The following is a 16,895-nucleotide window of genomic DNA, read 5'->3' as shown; positions in this document are numbered from 1 at the left end:
TATTACTGCCCCTGTCTCTTTCACACCACGCCGGTGGTCACGCAGAACGCCCGCGTTTTTCCCGCTCCCAGCATCACCCCCGCCTCTCCTTCCGGCGCATTCGGGCGACAGTTCGCCGGCTGGATAAAGGAGAGCAACTGCCGGTTGCCCTGAACGGCGATGCGTCGAAGACCATAGTTGAATTGCCCGGTGGCGAAGCGCGTCACATAGCGCCGGCCTTGCGGCGCCAGCATGAAGAACTCGGCCTGATCCACGTAGCGCGACAGATCGTCGGAGCACAGCAGCTCCCGCCCGAGCGCATCGCCCAACAGAGCCGGCGTCGGCAGATTCTGGCGGAACACCGCATCGGGAATGCAATCGTAATTGAGACGGCACACATACTGCAGCGGCTGCGGCCGATCGGCCAGGTTGGTGACCTGCATCTCAATGGTGAACTGCGCACTCTGCGCCGCTAAACGCAACGCCGGGCTAATGCGCCAGCATGCGCCCGGCCGCTCCCCCTCGCCGCGCAGCGTCAGCTCGTCGCCCGCCAGCTGCAGCCACACGCGTTGCATCTGGAGCGGCGCACCGTCCTGATGAGGCCAGGCGGGGCAGAACGCGGCGGTATCATCGCGTTTTCTTCCACCGCCCCGCACGCTGCGCCGGCCCGACTTCAGCGAGTAGCCGTCAAACTCGGCGTCCCAGATCGCAAGGGCTTGATAGGGCAAGACCGTCAGCGCGCCACGGCGATTCGCCAATGTCAGCGTCGGCCCACGAGCAGTACAGCGTTGCGCGCTCACCGCGAAGTCCGCATTGCGGAACAGTTCCTGCCGCTGTGTTCCGAAAGCTTCAGGAGCCAGATCGATATTGATCTTCATCTTTTTTCCCTCAACGTTTCGCCCGCTCAGACCGCGAGCACACCTGAAATGTTATTTTAATAACAAATGACTCGCCTTTAAGTTATACGTATAACAGCCTGATAGCGACGATCGGGTCGACATTTTTGAAACATCGCTAGGTTTATCGACATCGGAATGTTATTATTTTCACATATTTCATCCAGCTTACTGTCTTAACCTCACTAAGGAATCGCGATGACCACCGAAAACATCGATTACGCCAGCTACGTTGACCACACTCTGCTGGCAATGGACGCTACCGAACTGCAGATCGCCAAACTGTGCGAAGAAGCACAGCAGCACAACTTCTATGCGGTGTGCGTCAACTCCGGCTACGTACCGCTGGCGGCCCAGCTGCTGCAGGAAAGCACCGTGAAAGTTTGCTCGGTGATCGGTTTCCCGCTGGGTGCCGGCCTGACCGTCGCCAAAGCCTTTGAAGCCAAAGCGGCGATCGCCGCCGGCGCACAAGAGATCGACATGGTGATCAACGTCGGCTGGCTGAAGAGCGGCCTGCTGGACGAAGTGAAAGCCGACATCGCCGCCGTGCGCGAGGTTTGCGCGGCGATCCCGTTGAAGGTAATATTGGAGACTTGCCTGCTCAGCGATGCGCAGATCGTCCAGGTTTGTGAAATGTGTCGCGAACTCGATGTGGCCTTCGTTAAAACCTCCACCGGCTTCAGCACCGGCGGCGCTCGGGAAGAGCACGTCAAACTGATGCGCGAGACTGTGGGCAGCGAAATGGGCGTGAAAGCCTCCGGCGCCGTGCGCGATCGCGCTACCGCCGAGAAGATGATCAAAGCCGGCGCCACGCGTATCGGCACCAGCTCCGGCGTCGCCATCGTCTCCGGCGCTCAGGCGGCGGCAGGCAGCTACTGATCGTCGGCGCGCCTTGGCGGGCGCAGCCTATACCATTCGATGCGGGACAATACGGGCGGCTGACGCGGCCCGATATTGGCCCGCATTGTTGTGTTCAACGCCGGAAACGGCGGCACGCCTTTTACCTCTACAACCTGTGGGAAGACGGATCTATGGAAACGCGGCGCGAAGAACGTATCAACCGGCTAGTTCAGGCGTTAAAACGCGCTGACAAGATCCACCTGAAAGAAGCCGCCGTGCTGCTGGGGGTCTCGGAGATGACCATTCGCCGCGATCTGAGCGCCGAGCCGGCCGCAGTGGTGCTGCTGGGCGGTTACGTGGTGGCCGATCCGCGCAGCAACGGCGTAACCAACTACTTCGTTTCCGATCAAAAAGCCAAACAGGTGACGGAAAAGCGACGCATCGGCCTGCTGGCGGCGCCGCTGATCAATGAAAACGACACGGTGTTTTTCGACTGCGGCACCACCACCCCGGCGATCATCGACGCCATTGCCGACGAACTGACTTTCACCGCCGTGTGCCATTCGCTGAACACCTTCCTGGCGCTGCAGGACAAACCGAACTGCAAGGTGATCCTGTGCGGCGGCGAGTTCAAACCGAACAACTACATCTTTTCCAGCGTCGGCGGTCGCAACGAGTTCGATCACATCTGCCCGAACATCGCCTTTATCTCCGCTGCTGGCCTCAGCCTGCAGCACGGCGCCACCTGCTTTAACTTCGACGAACTGGAGATGAAACATCGCGCCATGGCGATGGCGCAGCAAAAGATCCTGGTGGCGGATCACAGCAAGTTCGGCAAAACCAAACCGGCCTGCATCGGCCCATTGACGCAGTTCGATCGGGTGATCACCGATCGCCAACCGGACGCCGACTTCATGGCGTTCTTCAACGATAACGCCATCGCTGCCCGCTATTAACACGCCTTCAGCGCCGCCAATGCCGGCGGCGCACCGCTGAAACACGCCTTTTCCCCGCCCGAAAATGAACAAATAATGCGCAATCGATTCGCATTTTTCGCTTATCCGCACGCAACATCAGGTTAATAAAATGCAACAGGTCACCCGAGTGATTATTTTCTGGCAGGCTAAACCCGCCGTCGGCTGGGTGAATTAACGACTATTTATGGCTTTTATATGATAAATAACGCCAAAGGCCGGATTGTTTAATTAAACAGCGGTTTAAGCGATTGCAGCAAATATCGCCAATAGCTGTTAGTTATCTGTTATTTATATGATGAATGGTTACGCATTTTTATCCGCTAACCACGTAAGTAATTTCCCTTCGTTATTAGCGGTGTTTTTTAAATAAAAACATTTAAAAACAAAAATATAGACAATATTTTACTTAAAAACACAATGTGATCTACATCACTAAAACTGCTTAATCCGGGTTTTTCGCTAGATCCAAAACCACGCATAAAATATATTGCTCGGCTTGCTGCTGAGCACAGCGCTTTATACGGCCAATTATTGTACAAACCGCATAATCGCAGAAATTTTTATGAGAGCGTTCTCAGCACAAAATCTTACACAAATGCGCAACAAATGCGCGAAAAATCGATGGAAAAGCGGATAACTGCACATATTGCGCATTTGAGAGCAGGATCACGGTTGTTTCTACTGTAAATCGTTATCTTGCCGCCAACAAAAATCGACAGGCAAAGACCTGTCGGCAGCGGTAACGACTTTTATCACCCCGTGACGGTGAAAAGTCTTTAGTGAATTACCCGGCGCTGTGCCTTGGTAATGAACGCAATAAACAACCAGGGGGACGCCAAAACATCCCCGCAAGCAACACCTGATTCTTACCGCAAGCGTTGCCTGAATAGGACGTTTGACGGTTTAACCTTAAGTTTTGCCTTTTAATTTTAAATTCGTGTTCACTTCGGAGATATTTATGGACACTACACAGACCGGCACAATTGCCTCTGCGGCCTCGGGCTCCAGCAGTACCTGGCGTAAAACGGATACCATGTGGATGTTGGGCCTGTACGGCACCGCCATCGGCGCAGGCGTTCTGTTCTTGCCAATCAACGCCGGCATCGGCGGTTTGATTCCTCTTATCATCATGGCCATCATCGCTTTCCCGATGACCTTCTTTGCCCACCGCGGCCTGTGCCGTTTCGTGCTGTCCGGCAAAAATCCCGGTGAAGACATCACCGCCGTGGTGGAAGAGCACTTCGGCATCACCGCCGGTAAACTGATTACCCTGCTGTACTTCTTCGCCATCTACCCGATTCTGCTGGTTTACAGCGTGGCGATCACCAATACCGTCGACAGCTTCATCACCCACCAGTTGGGCATGACCTCGCCGCCGCGCGCCATCCTGTCGCTGATTCTGATCGTCGGCCTGATGACCATCGTACGCTTCGGCGAGCAAGCCATCGTGAAAACCATGAGCATCCTGGTCTTCCCGTTTGTCGCGGTGCTGATGCTGCTGGCCGTCTATCTTATCCCTAACTGGACCGGCGCCATCTTCGAAAACGTGTCGCTGTCCGGCAGCGGTACCGGCATGGGTCACGGCCTGATCATGACCCTGTGGCTGGCGATCCCGGTAATGGTGTTCTCCTTCAACCACTCGCCGATCATCTCCGCCTTCGCCGTCGCCAAACGCGAAGAATACGGCGCAGACGCCGAGAAGAAATGCTCACGCATTCTGGCTTACGCGCACATCATGATGGTGCTGACCGTGATGTTCTTCGTGTTCAGCTGCGTGCTGAGCCTGACGCCGGAAAACCTGGCGGAAGCCAAGGCGCAGAACATCTCGATTCTGTCTTACCTGGCTAACCACTTTAACAACCCGATGATCGAGTACATCGCGCCGGTTATCGCCTTCGTCGCCATCACCAAATCGTTCCTGGGCCACTACCTGGGCGCCCGTGAAGGCTTCAACGGCCTGGTCGCCAAATCGATGAAGAGCCGCGGCAAAACTGTCAGCACCGCCAAACTGAACCGCATGACCGCCATCTTCATGCTGGTGACCACCTGGATCGTCGCTACTCTGAACCCAAGCATCCTGGGCATGATCGAAACCCTGGGCGGCCCAATCATCGCCATGCTGCTGTTCCTGATGCCGATGTACGCCATCCGTAAAGTGCCTGCCATGCGCAAGTACAGCGGCCACATCAGCAACGTGTTCGTGGTTGTGATGGGTCTGATCGCCATCTCTGCAATCGTGTTCAGCCTGCTCGGCTAATCACGTCCGGCCGGCGCCGCAGCGCGCCGGCCCTCCCGCACTGCCCCCATTTCCCGTATTAACCGCCTGAAACCTGAAGAAGGAGGCGAGACCATGGTCAGCGTTTTCGATATTTTCAAAATTGGCATCGGTCCATCCAGCTCCCACACCGTCGGCCCGATGAAGGCCGGCAAACAGTTCGTCGACGATCTGATCGCCCACCAGCAGCTGCAGGACACCACCCGCGTGGTGGTCGACGTGTACGGTTCGCTGTCGTTGACCGGCAAAGGTCACCACACCGACATCGCCATCATTATGGGCCTGGCTGGCAACCTGCCGCACGATGTGGACATCGACAGCATTCCGGGCTTTATCCGCGACGTCGAACAACGCGGCCGCCTGCCGTTGGCCAACGGCCACCACGAGGTGGATTTCCCGCTGCACGGCGGCATGAACTTCCACAGCGACAATCTGCCGCTGCATGAAAACGGCATGCGCATCCGCGCCTTTGCAGGTGAGCGCCTGCTGCACAGCAAAACCTATTACTCGATCGGCGGCGGTTTCATCGTCGACGAAGAACACTTTGGCCAGTCTGCCGAAGGTGCAACGCCGGTGCCCTACCCGTTCAAATCGGCGCACGATCTGCAGCAACATTGTAAAGAGACCGGGCTGTCGTTGTCCGGCCTGGTGATGCAGAACGAGCTGGCGCTGCGCAGCAAGGCGGATATCGACGCGCACTTCGCCGACGTCTGGCAGGTGATGAGCGCCGGTATCGAGCGCGGCATCAATACCGAAGGTCTGCTGCCCGGCCCGATGAAAGTGCCGCGCCGCGCCGCCGCGCTGCGCCGCATTCTGGTGACCGGAGACAAGAACAATATCGACCCGATGAACGTAGTCGATTGGATCAACATGTTCGCGTTGGCGGTCAACGAAGAGAACGCCGCCGGCGGCCGCGTGGTCACCGCCCCGACCAACGGCGCGTGTGGCATCATCCCTGCGGTGCTGGCCTACTACGACAAGTTCATCCGCCCGGTGAACGCCAACTCCTACACCCGCTACTTCCTGGCGTCCGGCGTGATTGGCGCATTGTACAAAATGAACGCCTCGATCTCCGGCGCCGAAGTGGGCTGTCAGGGGGAAGTCGGCGTGGCCTGTTCGATGGCGGCGGCGGGATTGACCGAGCTGCTGGGCGGCAGCCCGGCGCAGGTATGCATCGCGGCGGAGATCGCCATGGAACACCATTTGGGGCTGACCTGCGATCCGCTCGCCGGCCAGGTTCAGGTGCCATGCATTGAACGCAACGCCATTTCCGCCGTCAAGGCGGTCAACGCCGCGCGCATGGCGATGCGCCGCACCAGCGAGCCTCGGGTTTGCCTGGATAAGGTGATCGAAACCATGTACGAGACCGGTAAAGACATGAACGCCAAATACCGTGAAACGTCACAGGGCGGTCTGGCGATCAAGGTCGTGGCCTGCAACTGATCGCGACAGCGAGGCTCTTAACAGCGCCGGCCGGCCCGATTTGGCCGGCGCCGTCTCAATGCCGCCCCTTCCCTGCCGCAACGCCCGGCGCTGTGCCGGCTCGAGCCCCCACGGCGCCAGGGCGCGCGCTGTGCCGCAGCCAACCGTAAAGCTCGGCATTACGCCGGAACCCCATCTTGCGCATCACGCTCATCTTGTGGTTGCTGACGGTTTTCACGCTGATGTCCAGCAGCCGTGCGATTTGCGTTACCCCCATTTCCCGCGTCATACAGCGCATGATCTCCTGTTCGCGCAGCGTCAGGTCCCGGTGTTGGCATACGCAGTTCGTGCCACAGCTCAGCCTGCTCGGCCATTTGCGGTGCCGCTCCAGTTCGGCGCTCACCTGATACAGCGCCGATACCAGCGGCATATCGTGGTAGATGATACCGGCCTCCAGCGCGCATCGGTTGCCGACAGTGCGTTTATGCCGTCCTTCCGGCGTTCGCAACGAGAAATACAGCGTTTTTCGCCCCGCAGGCTGCGCCTCCGAGAAGTGACAAAAACAGCTTTGCACGCCGGGAGGAAAATAGCAGAACACCAGATCGGCTTCGTGAACCTGCTGCGCATCCAATAACAGCATGCGCTTGCCGTAAGTGCTGAAATGCAGCGCCAGCGCCTCTTGCCAACCGGCGCTGAAGTAACGATTCTCATCAAATAGCGCGATTTTTATCATCGTGTTCATCCCTGCCCTCCCGCCGTTCCGGCTCCCCGTTTAACCGCCTGGACGCCCTTTGCCGGCGCCTGACTGTTGTCGATACGCAATTCATAAACCATGGTGGCGTTGGGGGGCACTTTCGGCGGATAGCCGGTTTCGCCGTAGGCCAGCGCGGGCGGCACGACCATCGTCAGCGATCCGTGGTTGTGCAGATGACTTATCGCCTCCCGGAACAGCGGCGGATACTCGGAAAGCGGTTGCGACAGCACCTTGCCGCTCAGTTCCATATCCTGGATCACCGTACCGTCGGTCAACGTCTCTTTCACGACCACATCGACCACCGCCGTTGGCGCCAGCGCGCCCTCCCCGGCGTAATCCACCCGATACCAGAAGCCCATCGCCGATGGCTTTACGCCCTTTTGTTGACGGAACTGCGCCAGATAATCTTCATCACGCCGCTGCTGCTCGTTAACGCGTTTCGCGCGCGCGGCCACCGCGGCGGCGTCCGCCTGCGCCGTCAACGCAGTCAGTTCATTCGGCGGCAGCTGTAAACGCCCCGACACGCTATCGATGACGCCCGCCAACAGGCTGTCGCGATCCACCGGTACGCCCCAACCTTGGCGCTCCGTCATTACCCCCTGAATGTCCCGCCCCAGCGCACTGCCCGCCGCATAGGACAAGCGCTTCCTTTCATCCTTCAACTGCTCCGGCGTTATCTCCCATTGCAGCCGCTTACGCAGCGCCAACAGCGCTTCGCGCGTCTGCTGGGTCACCTTCTGCTCTCCGGCCCGCTTCTGCTCACTCGCTTCCAACGCGGCGCGCAAAGCGTGCAGCTCCTCCTGGTGCTCGCGTTGGCGTTGTGCAAGCGTCTGTGCCGATGCCTGTGCCGCAGACTCCAGCTCGGCAGCGCGCCGTTCGGCCTGCGCCGCCGCCGCTTGGGTTTGGGCGGTTTCCTGCGTCGCCTGACGCAGCAGCGCTTCGGCGCGCTGCGCATCGGGTGAGCCGCGCCAGGCGGCGCCCAACCCGGCGATCCACTGCCGAAGCAATGACGTGTCGGGCAGCGTCGCGGTGGATGGCGTCGCTTGCCTCTCCCGCAGCGCAGCGAGTTCCTGACGCAGCATCGTCAGTTCCATTCGCTGGCGCGCCAGCTGTTGATCGCGCACCAATGATTCCTGGCTCAGCGTAAAAGCTTTAGCCGGTGAGGCTGGCTTATTGTTGTCCGACGGGCGCTTCGCGGGTTCACGCTTTTTTTGCCCCGATTCGCGTTCGGCCGGCGCCGCTTTTTCTTCGCTCGCCGGTTCGGTGTTCTGCCGTTGATACTGCTCGGCAAACTGCAGCAGCGCCGGCACGCCGTCGTCCGCCAGCGCGACGCCGGTGAATAGCAAAACGGCGCAGCCCAGCAGACGCAGCCTCATTTAACCTGCTCCCCGCGATCCGCCAAGCCACTCAACACCGCCTGATTCACCCCGGCGCACAGATAGCTGACCTTGTAGCGATACAGCGCATCCACCGTCTCCTGCGTGTCGCCGTTTACCCGGGCGCGCAGGCTGGCGTACTGCGAAGCGCCGCTCATCAGGCTGTCGAAGGCCTGCTTATAGCGCTGATACTGTTTCTCGTCGATCGCGCGCAATGCGCCCAGTTGCTGCTGGCACTGCTGCAGCTGCTCGGCCTCACGCTGCTTGCGCAAAGCCTCTTCCGACGGCGCTTGCACAGTCTGATTTTTGGCGTTCACGGCGGGCTTGCCCGACTTTTGGCTTTGACAGGCGGCGGCGCTCAGCGCCAATAGGCACAGCAAACCCAGGCGCAGGGCGCGATTGAGGGGCTTAATCATCATTGCGTTTTTTGTCCTTGTAGACGCTTATTCGTATTCCAACGTAAAAGTGGCCACCGCGCTGAAGGTGCCGCGGCCGATGGACTTCGTTTGGATGGCTTCCGGCTCCCCCTGCACATAGGCCTGCAGCGTAAGCGTGGTGTTGCCGGCATTCAGGCGGAATTTATCGCTGGCGTGATTGAGCGGCAGCGCCTTGCCGCTGCTGTCCTCCAGCCCGATGCCGATCCCCGAGGCCAGGCTGCCGGCATCCAGCGCCAACAGGCCGGGCAGCTTGATGTTCTCGGTGCCGGTAAACGTGATGGCTACCGTATTGCCCAGGCTGAGATCGCACTCGGTCAGGTGCAACGCGAAGGTTTGGCTATGGGTGCGGGTGTTCAGATACAGGTATTTGTCGACGATGGTGCCGAAATCCAGTTGGATATCCTCATCTCCCGGCTGAATGACGCACGGCTCAGCCACCAGCGTACCGTGAAAGCGCATGTTTTCCGCCGCGGCCGCCGGCTGAGCCATCATGCTGGCCGCCATGACCATGCCGGCCCCCAACAGCGCGCTCCGGCGCCGGTTCGTCTCTGTCGCGCGCATAACGCCACTCCCTTTGGTTATGCTTGCGCCGGTCCGGCGCAAGCGGCGTATTAATCGTAATAAAGGCGGAAATCGATCGCCGCGCGGTAGGCGCCGGCGCTCAGCGTCGCCGGGGTGCGTACCGGCGTCACCGTATACGTCAGGGTGTTCTGCCCTGGCGTCAGCAATACCGGTTTGTTACGTGCACCAAGGCGCACCGGCAGGCCGCTGGCATCCGCCAGCTGCAACCCCAACCCGGTGACGCCGGCAACCCTGATCAACCCCGGCGCGTCGTCATCCGTCGGCGCGGCAAACGCCACGGATACCGCAGGCTGGCTGCCGCTCCAGGCCAACACCCCGGTCCAGGCGTCACGGCTGCTCGCCGGCGCGCGCAGACAGTCTTTCAGCGTCAACTCGAACGCCACCGGCGTGCCGCGATCGCCCGGGCGCTGGAAGTGCGCCGTTCCCGTCTCCCCCAGCCACACTTCCTGACGAGCGGTGGTCATTTCCAGACTGCAGGCGCTTTCCGTCAAGGCGCCGTAAACGTGGAGCGTGCCGTTCGCGCCCTCCACGTCCCAGTTGTCCACCGCGCGGGCCGGCGGCATCAGCATCAGCATCGTGCCCGCCGTCAGCGGTACCATCAGCGCGGCCAACACCGTCAGGCCGATAGTGCGTCGCTGATGACGTTCATAGGCCTTTCCCAACAGCATGGGGATCTTTCGTTGCATGATTCGTTCACTCCGCTGTGTTCATGACTCGGTCTTCCCTGCTTGCGCGCGGCTCGTCATTTGGCGACCGGCACGACCTGGCAGGCACTGCCGGCGCAGCGGAAGTTCAACTGCGGCCGCCCGCCGTAATCGTTGATGTACGCCAGCGACGGACCGTTGCCGAGGCTCGCGGCAGGCACGTTCAGCGGGGCGCTGGCCTTCGGCGCCACCATCAACGGTTCAAAGCCGGCCGCCCCTTTGCCGCCCTTGCCGGCGCTCGCCTCAACGATCGTCACGTAATAAGGGGTCGGGTTATTCACCACATACTTGTCACCCTGCCGGGTCAGCGTCAGCTGCTCCTGCCACGGCGCCGCATTCTTCTTCGGGGCGAGCGCCGCCGGGCGATAAAACATTTTGATGCGGGTCTGCAACGCTATCTGCAGCGTGTTCGGCTTATTGCTGCGCGGCGGGATTTCCCGCAGGTTGAAGTAATACAGCGTCTCCCGGTCCTGCGGCAGCTGACGCGCCGCCGGCAACGATTGGATCTTCACCTGGCTCGGTTTGCCCGGCTCTACCCGTTGCACCGGAGGCAGCACGGTGAAGGGGCTTTGGATCTTGTTGCCGCGATCGTCTTCGATCCATCCCTGCGCCAAATACGGCAACTGTTTGTTCTGGTTACTGATGTTGAGACTGACCGTTTTCAGGTCGCCGTCGAAAATCACACGCGTGCGATCCAGCGCAATAGCCGCCTGAGCGGGCAGGCTGACCACGCAGGCCATCAACGCGGCGGCGAGCGGGCCCACAAGGAAAACGGTTTTTCTGGTCATAGTCAGATTCATCATGTCTTCACGGTTCCAGTCGGCCGGCGGCGGACAAGCCCGCCCCGGCGGTTTAGCGGCGGAGCGCACTCCGCCGGGTGTATGTCAGTTGGCGTCAGCCGCCGGCTTGTTGCCGGCGAGAGGACGGCAAGGCAGCAGCAACGTGTTCATCAGCATTTCGGCCGGCAGCGGCGCCGGCAGCTGGATTTCACACTGCGCCGCGCCGTTCCAGTGCACACTCATGCGCTCGCCGGGGTTGAGGCCGGACAGGTAAACGCTGCCGCCGTCATTGATGATGCCGGTCTCCTGTTTGCGGGCATTCAGCACCGTGGCGCCGAACGGCGGTTCGCTGCCATCCGCCAGTTTGACGATCGCCATCGCCTTCTCGCCGGCAATTACCTCGAACTTGCGGTAGCCGATAGCCCCCTCGGTCAACGTGGCCTGCACCACGGAGCGCGTCGCCTCGACGTTGTCGCTCAGGCTGTTGAGATCGATGCTGGCCTTGTTGCGGTAGTAGCTGTTTACATCCGCCACCACCGCCTTGCCGTAACGGTTGGTCAGCACCGTACTGCCGTAGCCGCGCACCGGTACGCCGGCGACGCCTTCGGTATCGAGCAGCAGGCGCGTGCCGCCCGGCGTATTGACGCGGTGCAGCACCGCCCCTTCCGCCGCCATCGTCAGGCCGCCCTGCGCGCCGATGCCGACGGCGCTGTAGCGACCGGCCTGATAGCTGGCGTTGGCGTTGATCTGCGCCATGTCACCCTGATGGCTGTAATAACCGCTGGCCGTCGCCCCGCTGCGTGCGGCGCCCGCGCTGATCTGATAGTTGTTGTGTTCATCGACCCGGTTGTAGTAACCGACCCGGTGGGCGTTCTCTTCGCGATCGAGCGTCATGTTGTAACTGAGCGTGCCCGCGCTGCCCCAGGGCAGCGACAGCGACAGATACATCCCGTCGTCGTTGCGCTCGTTGTAGCGATTGCGATAGGCCGACAGCGACACGCTGACGTTCTTGAAATCGCCGATGTCGAAGTAGCGCGATACCATCAGGTTGTAACGATCGTTCGGCGCCCGATCCCAGTAGGTTTGGTGGCTGTAGTTGAGATAGGTACTGAGCCCCAGCTCGCGGAACTGCTTGTTGAAGGTGATGGTGTACATCTCCTTGCTCTTGCCGCTGCGGCCGCCCTCGTAACGCGCATCCAGGTAGTCTCCCATGCTCATGAAGTCTTCCTGGGAGAAGCGGTAACCGGCGAAGGTGACCTGGCTGTCGTATTCATCGAAGTTCTTCGAATAGCTCAGCCGGTACGAACCGCCGGTCAACGTGCCATCCTGCGGCAAACGCGCACGCGACTGCGTGGCGTCGAACGACAGCGCCCCCAGCGCCATCAGATCGCGCCCAATCCCCAGCGACAGCGCGTTGTAATCGCCGCCGGCGATGCCCCCGCCGTACAGCGACCAGCCGTTGCTGATCCCCCAGGAGAACTCGCCGGTGCCGAACATCGGCCCGCGCAGATGGTGGCCCCACTCCGAGGGCTTGCCCGTCGCCAGCTTGTAGCGCACCGTACCCGGCCGCGTCAGATAAGGGATGTTGGCGGTGTTCATCTTGAACTCCTGCACGCTGCCGTCTTGCTCTTCGACGCGCACGTCCAGCTCGCCGGAAACCGCATCGTTGATGTCCTGAATGCGGAACGGCCCCGCCGCCACCTGCGTTTCATACAGCACGCGCCCCTGCTGGCTGACCACTACCTTGGCGTTGGTCTTCGCCACGCCCGTCACTTCCGGCGCATAGCCGCGCAGGTTGGGCGGCAACATGCTGTCGTCGGATCGCAGACTGACGCCGGTAAAGCGCAAGCTGTCGAAAATGTCGGAGTTCAGGTAATCCTCACCCATCGTCAACCGCGAACGCAGCGCCGGGATCGCCCGGTAGGCGTAATAGCGGCTCCAGTCGAACTGTTTGTCGGTCGCCTCAGATGAGCCGGTCTGATGGTTAAGGTTGGCCTGCCAGTCGGCGCGCAGACGCCAGGCGCCCAGGTTGGCGCCGCCGGTGCCGTTGCCGCTCAGGCTGTAACTGCTGCCGCCTTTCTGATGTTTTTGCGTTTGGGCGTTGACGTTATAGTCAAACAGCAGCCCGGGAATACCGTCATCCCAACGCGAAGGCGGATCCCAGTTTTCCGAGCTGTACTCCAGATAGGCCTGAGGAATATTGAGATACAGCGAGGAGCTGGCAAGATCGCCGCGCGCCTCCATGCCAGACAAGCTGGAGGCATCGAGACAGCGGCCGCCGTGCGTCCAGTTCAGCGAGCCCAGCAGCTTTTCTTTCAGCCCCAGTTGGTTGACCAGCTCAGGCGAAAGACAGGCTTCGCTGCCTTTAGGATCGTTCTCGGGCGCCATAAACGTCACCGGCTGTTCCGCCAGATCGTTCTTATTGACGTGCACCACCATGGTATAAACGCCCGGCATGATGTAGCCGCTGCGCGTGAATTGGCTCAGATCGATATTTTTACGATCGTTGATGTCCAATACGTCGGTATTGAATTGAATAACGTCGGCGGCATAAACCAACGCGATGGGATTTCCCAGAGAAAGGGCAACGCAAAGCCCCAAGGCCTGAAGACGAAATAACTTCCCTGCCGGTGAAAGCATAATAAAGTCCTTTCAATAACGAATTAACCGTCAGTACGAGAAAAAATCAAAAATAATCCAGCTTAAAACGCACTGTGGAAAAATACGCTCCCACCTTCAACGGCTGGTGATTCGGCATCAAGGTCATGGAATAATTCAGCACTCGGTTTCCCGGTATTACTCCCTCCATCGGCAAAGGTTTCCCTGGAATAACCACCGTGCCGCTGCTGTCTTTTATCTTTAATGCGATGCCGCGCGCATCGCCCTGTACGCCAAACAGAGCGCCTTCCGCATAACCATCAAACGTGACCTGAAAGAATTTCCAATCAGGCTTGTTTTCCGGCCGTTCCAAAATGCAATTGACCAATTCGATACTGAAAGGTTTGGTCATCCCCTGGCCGTCACGAATGATCTGCCCGAGAGGAATAGTGTCCATATCGATCGTCTGATCGCGGCTGCCGGCGGCAATGGCGCAGGCGGTGTCGATAATGGCGCCGTGCATGTTGACTTTGCCCCACCCCTGCGCGGCGGAAGTTGCATAGCCGGGCGCAAACGCCAACGACGCCAAAAGAACGGCACCCGCTCGATTCCTTGGTAAAAACATCGCGACATTCCTTTGACAGGGAGATTCACCAGGCATGCGGCGCACCCCATGCCTGGTTGATTAAGCCTTCAGACTCACTTACTGATAAGCCAGGGTGAAATCGGCTACGGCAGTGAAGTCGCCCGGAACGATGGCGGCGGAAGCGCCTTCGCCCTGCAGGTAGGCAGCGAAATGCAGGGTGTTGTTGCCGGTGTTCAGGGTTTGCGCGGTCGTTGCCTCACCCAGTTTGATCGGCTGACCACCGTAAGTGATAGCGACGCCGGCGCCGCTGGCGGTGCCCGCGATACCCAGCAGATCCTTGTCGGTAGACGACGCTACGCCGCTGAAGGTGGTTTTAACGGTTTTCAGCGTGGTGATGTCGCACTGCTCCAGTTTGATTTCAAACGGACGCGGGTTGGATTTGCCGCCGTTTTTCAACGCCACGTTGGAAACCTGGCCCAGATCTACGGTCTGATCGATCGACTCAGGCGCAATAGAGCATGGCGCATCAATAATAGAGCCCGTGAAGGTGACCTTACCGTGTCCCTGATCGGCTGCCTGTGCAAAAGAACTTGCGCCAAATGCAATCACTGCAGCCATCATGATTTTGTTAAGTTTCATAGAACCTATATTCCTTATAAGAAAAAATGCATATTCCAATCAAGAAAAAGAGCAACAGGAAACCCGCTCGCGCTTATATGTGCGCAGCCCTGATTCTTTAGCATCTTGCTGGTTGGTTAACTGCCAAAACCCAAGGAAACCGACAATAAACTCGTCGATAACGGCAAGTTCGCAGCAGCCCACTCATTAATGAGATCGCCATTCAAAAATAAACGAAATCACAACAAGCCGAGGCCAATACTTTCTAATCCGCCCTTCTTGTTCGGCGATGAATATTCTGGCAAATGCCTCTCAGCAAAAAAAGGCTTTTTTTGATCAAGGCGAACATTCGCAATTTATTTCCTAATTGAAGTTAATTTACTGTTATTTTTAGGCTCATAGATCGTAAAAGATACTTTTATAGAGCAATATCCTGTTTTTCTCTGATTCCCAAGTAATCAGATCGCAAAGTGGCGCTTTGTGAATATAATAAACCAAAATTTTAGGTTTCAGCGTGACGCCCCCCCTGCCTAGGCATAGGTAAAAACGGGGCGGGCAACGCCTTTTTTTTCAATCCTGATAAATAGATAGGAATTTTCTTTGTTCGCGTTTTACCTCGTTGTTGGTAGGCAGCGAAAGTTTGTTTTTTCTTAGGAATACGGCAATCGGAATACAGAGGAAGTGCTATGGAAGCGTTATCTCCGAAACAAAAGGAAATACGGCAATTGCAGCATGATCTGCTGCAAACATTATTCGCACAGTCACCCCGCAAGTGCCCCGTCGCCGGGCTGCCGCCACAGCAGCAATGGCTGTCGACGCGGCAACTGGCCAATGCCGTCAACGTCGGTGTTTACCGGGCTCGGCGGCTGCTGCTGGATCTTGTCGCCCGGCAAAAAGTGATTGTGACGGACGGTTCCATCAACAACTCATTGAGGTGGTATCCCACCGCATTGTTGAGCGGGGATAACGACGACAGATCCAACAGAGATACACCCCATTCTTCTTTAACGGAATAAATATGGCGTAGCCGGCCTGATTGGCAATATTTCATTGCGGAGTAACGCCGCACACTATTTATATATATTGGGATATTATCGTGATAAAAACAGCCCTGCTATTTTTACGCTGCTGCCTGGCATTATCTTTCTTCCTGCTGCTTGGCAACGCCAATGCGTTTACCTGCCGCACGTCCGATGGCGGACTGATTCCCCCTGGGGGGTCGACCACGCCGGTTGACGTCCGGGTGCGCATCGGGCCACAGCTTGCTTATGGCAAAAACGAAATCGTCAACGTCAGCCAGGTCACCTGTAAAAACGACGTCGCGAGTTGGTATGACTATCTCAAAACCGACAGCCCGGCGCTGACGATGAACAGCGCCATTTTTGGCGCCATCGGCAGCGGCACCACCATCAACGGCAGCGATTACAACTCCCCGGTGCCATCAGGCATCAGCGTACTCAGCCTTACCAACCTGCAAACCCAGTCGGTCGCCATCCGGGTCTATATCGTGTTGAACCGTTTCCCAACGCCGGACATCAAGGTGAATAAGGGCGACGTCATCGGCCAAATCAACTTTATTCAGACCAACGATCAGCCTGGCTGCCCACAGTGCGGCGTTTATCGCTGGCGCCTGATCGCCGACAATGACGCTTACTTCGTCACCACCAGCTGCACCATCAACAACGGTCAGCAAATTAACGTCGACTTCGGCCAGATCCGCCAGGACTTTCTGACCCAGAGCGCCAGCGATGCCCAGATAAAACAGGACAAAGCGCTCAGCTACCAATGCGACGATCAGAGCGCGACGCAGGATATTCTGATCCGCATGGTCAGCGACGCCAGCGGTTTCTCCAGCGATTTTATCAAGACCAGCAACCCCAACGTCGGCGTGGCCATGGTGTACAACGGCGCGGTGGTAAAGCCCAATAATGCCTTCAGAACGCGTATCGTCAACGGTCTGGGCAACGATACCGTGACCTTTGTGCCGGTGAAGAACAATGTTCCTTACACCAGCATCGCCACCGGCCCGCTGTCGGGTTCGGCCACGCTGATTTTCAGCGCACCTTGAGACG

General features: G+C 58.6%; 16 protein-coding genes. 6 read left to right on the top strand and 10 right to left on the bottom strand.

Features of this window, described 5'->3' with window-relative positions:
* Positions 1-20: 20 nt before the first annotated feature.
* Complete coding sequence (locus AAIE04_RS04015; RefSeq protein ID WP_498576541.1) at positions 21-857, bottom strand: aldose epimerase family protein; 837 nt, start codon at positions 855-857, stop codon at positions 21-23.
* Positions 858-1,073: 216 nt separating this feature from the next.
* On the opposite strand from AAIE04_RS04015, the gene deoC reads away from it, so the two are divergent.
* The 4 genes from deoC to AAIE04_RS03995 all read left to right on the top strand — a co-directional run bounded on the left by deoC (position 1,074) and on the right by AAIE04_RS03995 (position 6,410).
* The gene (gene deoC, locus AAIE04_RS04010) at positions 1,074-1,754 is read left to right on the top strand and encodes a deoxyribose-phosphate aldolase (protein ID WP_019454596.1); all 681 of its coding nucleotides are present in this window, start codon (positions 1,074-1,076) and stop codon (positions 1,752-1,754) included.
* A 152-nt stretch (positions 1,755-1,906) separates the two neighbouring features.
* Complete coding sequence (gene deoR / locus AAIE04_RS04005) at positions 1,907-2,671, top strand: DNA-binding transcriptional repressor DeoR (protein ID WP_019454597.1); 765 nt, start codon at positions 1,907-1,909, stop codon at positions 2,669-2,671.
* Positions 2,672-3,650: 979 nt separating this feature from the next.
* Positions 3,651-4,949 (top strand): HAAAP family serine/threonine permease, encoded by a 1,299-nt coding sequence (locus AAIE04_RS04000; protein ID WP_004938697.1) that lies wholly within the window; start codon positions 3,651-3,653, stop codon positions 4,947-4,949.
* 93 nt (positions 4,950-5,042) lie between these two features.
* The gene (locus tag AAIE04_RS03995; RefSeq protein ID WP_004938700.1) at positions 5,043-6,410 is read left to right on the top strand and encodes an L-serine ammonia-lyase; all 1,368 of its coding nucleotides are present in this window, start codon (positions 5,043-5,045) and stop codon (positions 6,408-6,410) included.
* A 55-nt stretch (positions 6,411-6,465) separates the two neighbouring features.
* On the opposite strand, the gene AAIE04_RS03990 is transcribed toward AAIE04_RS03995, so the two are convergent.
* The 9 genes from AAIE04_RS03990 to AAIE04_RS03950 form a co-directional block, all read right to left on the bottom strand.
* On the bottom strand, positions 6,466-7,131 hold the full coding sequence (locus AAIE04_RS03990; protein ID WP_019454598.1) for a response regulator transcription factor: 666 nt from the start codon (positions 7,129-7,131) through the stop codon (positions 6,466-6,468).
* Complete coding sequence (locus AAIE04_RS03985; protein ID WP_498576540.1) at positions 7,128-8,519, bottom strand: FKBP-type peptidyl-prolyl cis-trans isomerase N-terminal domain-containing protein; 1,392 nt, start codon at positions 8,517-8,519, stop codon at positions 7,128-7,130. The genes AAIE04_RS03990 and AAIE04_RS03985 overlap by 4 nt, the downstream gene beginning before the upstream one ends.
* Positions 8,516-8,938 carry a YuaE family lipoprotein gene (locus AAIE04_RS03980; RefSeq protein WP_019454600.1) on the bottom strand — a complete coding sequence of 141 codons (423 nt, stop codon included), beginning with the start codon at positions 8,936-8,938 and terminating at the stop codon, positions 8,516-8,518. The genes AAIE04_RS03985 and AAIE04_RS03980 overlap by 4 nt, the downstream gene beginning before the upstream one ends.
* 24 nt (positions 8,939-8,962) lie before the next feature.
* A complete protein-coding gene (locus AAIE04_RS03975; protein ID WP_498576539.1) occupies positions 8,963-9,517 on the bottom strand; it encodes a fimbrial protein in 555 nt (184 codons plus the stop codon).
* 50 nt (positions 9,518-9,567) lie between these two features.
* Positions 9,568-10,206: a fimbrial protein gene (locus AAIE04_RS03970; RefSeq protein WP_019454602.1), complete on the bottom strand. Its 639-nt coding sequence runs from the start codon at positions 10,204-10,206 to the stop codon at positions 9,568-9,570.
* 74 nt (positions 10,207-10,280) lie between these two features.
* Positions 10,281-11,045, bottom strand: coding sequence for a fimbria/pilus periplasmic chaperone (locus tag AAIE04_RS03965; RefSeq protein WP_019454603.1), 765 nt, complete (start codon positions 11,043-11,045; stop codon positions 10,281-10,283).
* A gap of 81 nt (positions 11,046-11,126) precedes the next feature.
* On the bottom strand, positions 11,127-13,661 hold the full coding sequence (locus tag AAIE04_RS03960; protein WP_498576538.1) for an outer membrane usher protein: 2,535 nt from the start codon (positions 13,659-13,661) through the stop codon (positions 11,127-11,129).
* Between the two features lie 46 nt (positions 13,662-13,707).
* Positions 13,708-14,244: a fimbrial protein gene (locus AAIE04_RS03955; protein ID WP_019454605.1), complete on the bottom strand. Its 537-nt coding sequence runs from the start codon at positions 14,242-14,244 to the stop codon at positions 13,708-13,710.
* A 78-nt stretch (positions 14,245-14,322) separates the two neighbouring features.
* A complete protein-coding gene (locus AAIE04_RS03950; RefSeq protein ID WP_019454606.1) occupies positions 14,323-14,844 on the bottom strand; it encodes a fimbrial protein in 522 nt (173 codons plus the stop codon).
* A 665-nt stretch (positions 14,845-15,509) separates the two neighbouring features.
* Between AAIE04_RS03950 and AAIE04_RS03945 the strand changes: the two genes are divergently transcribed.
* Both AAIE04_RS03945 and AAIE04_RS03940 read left to right on the top strand, forming a co-directional pair.
* A complete protein-coding gene (locus AAIE04_RS03945) occupies positions 15,510-15,839 on the top strand; it encodes a hypothetical protein (RefSeq protein ID WP_019454607.1) in 330 nt (109 codons plus the stop codon).
* 80 nt (positions 15,840-15,919) lie between these two features.
* A complete protein-coding gene (locus AAIE04_RS03940; protein WP_235049938.1) occupies positions 15,920-16,891 on the top strand; it encodes a fimbrial protein in 972 nt (323 codons plus the stop codon).
* Positions 16,892-16,895 lie beyond the last annotated feature (4 nt).

Source organism: Serratia sp. Ae19-1 (assembly GCF_059801225.1).
Note: the sequence above shows the minus strand (reverse complement) of the source record. Positions and strands in the feature narration are given on the sequence as shown.

Excerpts from the sequence above, each read along its gene's own strand:
- deoR (WP_019454597.1), top strand. The coding sequence starts at position 1,907 with ATGGAAACGCGGCGCGAAGAACGTATCAACCGGCTAGTTCAGGCGTTA.
- AAIE04_RS03985 (WP_498576540.1), bottom strand. The coding sequence starts at position 8,519 with ATGAGGCTGCGTCTGCTGGGCTGCGCCGTTTTGCTATTCACCGGCGTC.
- AAIE04_RS03980 (WP_019454600.1), bottom strand. The coding sequence starts at position 8,938 with ATGATGATTAAGCCCCTCAATCGCGCCCTGCGCCTGGGTTTGCTGTGC.
- AAIE04_RS03990 (WP_019454598.1), bottom strand. The coding sequence starts at position 7,131 with ATGAACACGATGATAAAAATCGCGCTATTTGATGAGAATCGTTACTTC.
- AAIE04_RS04000 (WP_004938697.1), top strand. The coding sequence starts at position 3,651 with ATGGACACTACACAGACCGGCACAATTGCCTCTGCGGCCTCGGGCTCC.
- deoC (WP_019454596.1), top strand. The coding sequence starts at position 1,074 with ATGACCACCGAAAACATCGATTACGCCAGCTACGTTGACCACACTCTG.
- AAIE04_RS03975 (WP_498576539.1), bottom strand. The coding sequence starts at position 9,517 with ATGCGCGCGACAGAGACGAACCGGCGCCGGAGCGCGCTGTTGGGGGCC.
- AAIE04_RS03950 (WP_019454606.1), bottom strand. The coding sequence starts at position 14,844 with ATGAAACTTAACAAAATCATGATGGCTGCAGTGATTGCATTTGGCGCA.
- AAIE04_RS03955 (WP_019454605.1), bottom strand. The coding sequence starts at position 14,244 with ATGTTTTTACCAAGGAATCGAGCGGGTGCCGTTCTTTTGGCGTCGTTG.
- AAIE04_RS03970 (WP_019454602.1), bottom strand. The coding sequence starts at position 10,206 with ATGCTGTTGGGAAAGGCCTATGAACGTCATCAGCGACGCACTATCGGC.
- AAIE04_RS03965 (WP_019454603.1), bottom strand. The coding sequence starts at position 11,045 with ATGATGAATCTGACTATGACCAGAAAAACCGTTTTCCTTGTGGGCCCG.
- AAIE04_RS04015 (WP_498576541.1), bottom strand. The coding sequence starts at position 857 with ATGAAGATCAATATCGATCTGGCTCCTGAAGCTTTCGGAACACAGCGG.
- AAIE04_RS03995 (WP_004938700.1), top strand. The coding sequence starts at position 5,043 with ATGGTCAGCGTTTTCGATATTTTCAAAATTGGCATCGGTCCATCCAGC.
- AAIE04_RS03945 (WP_019454607.1), top strand. The coding sequence starts at position 15,510 with ATGGAAGCGTTATCTCCGAAACAAAAGGAAATACGGCAATTGCAGCAT.
- AAIE04_RS03960 (WP_498576538.1), bottom strand. The coding sequence starts at position 13,661 with ATGCTTTCACCGGCAGGGAAGTTATTTCGTCTTCAGGCCTTGGGGCTT.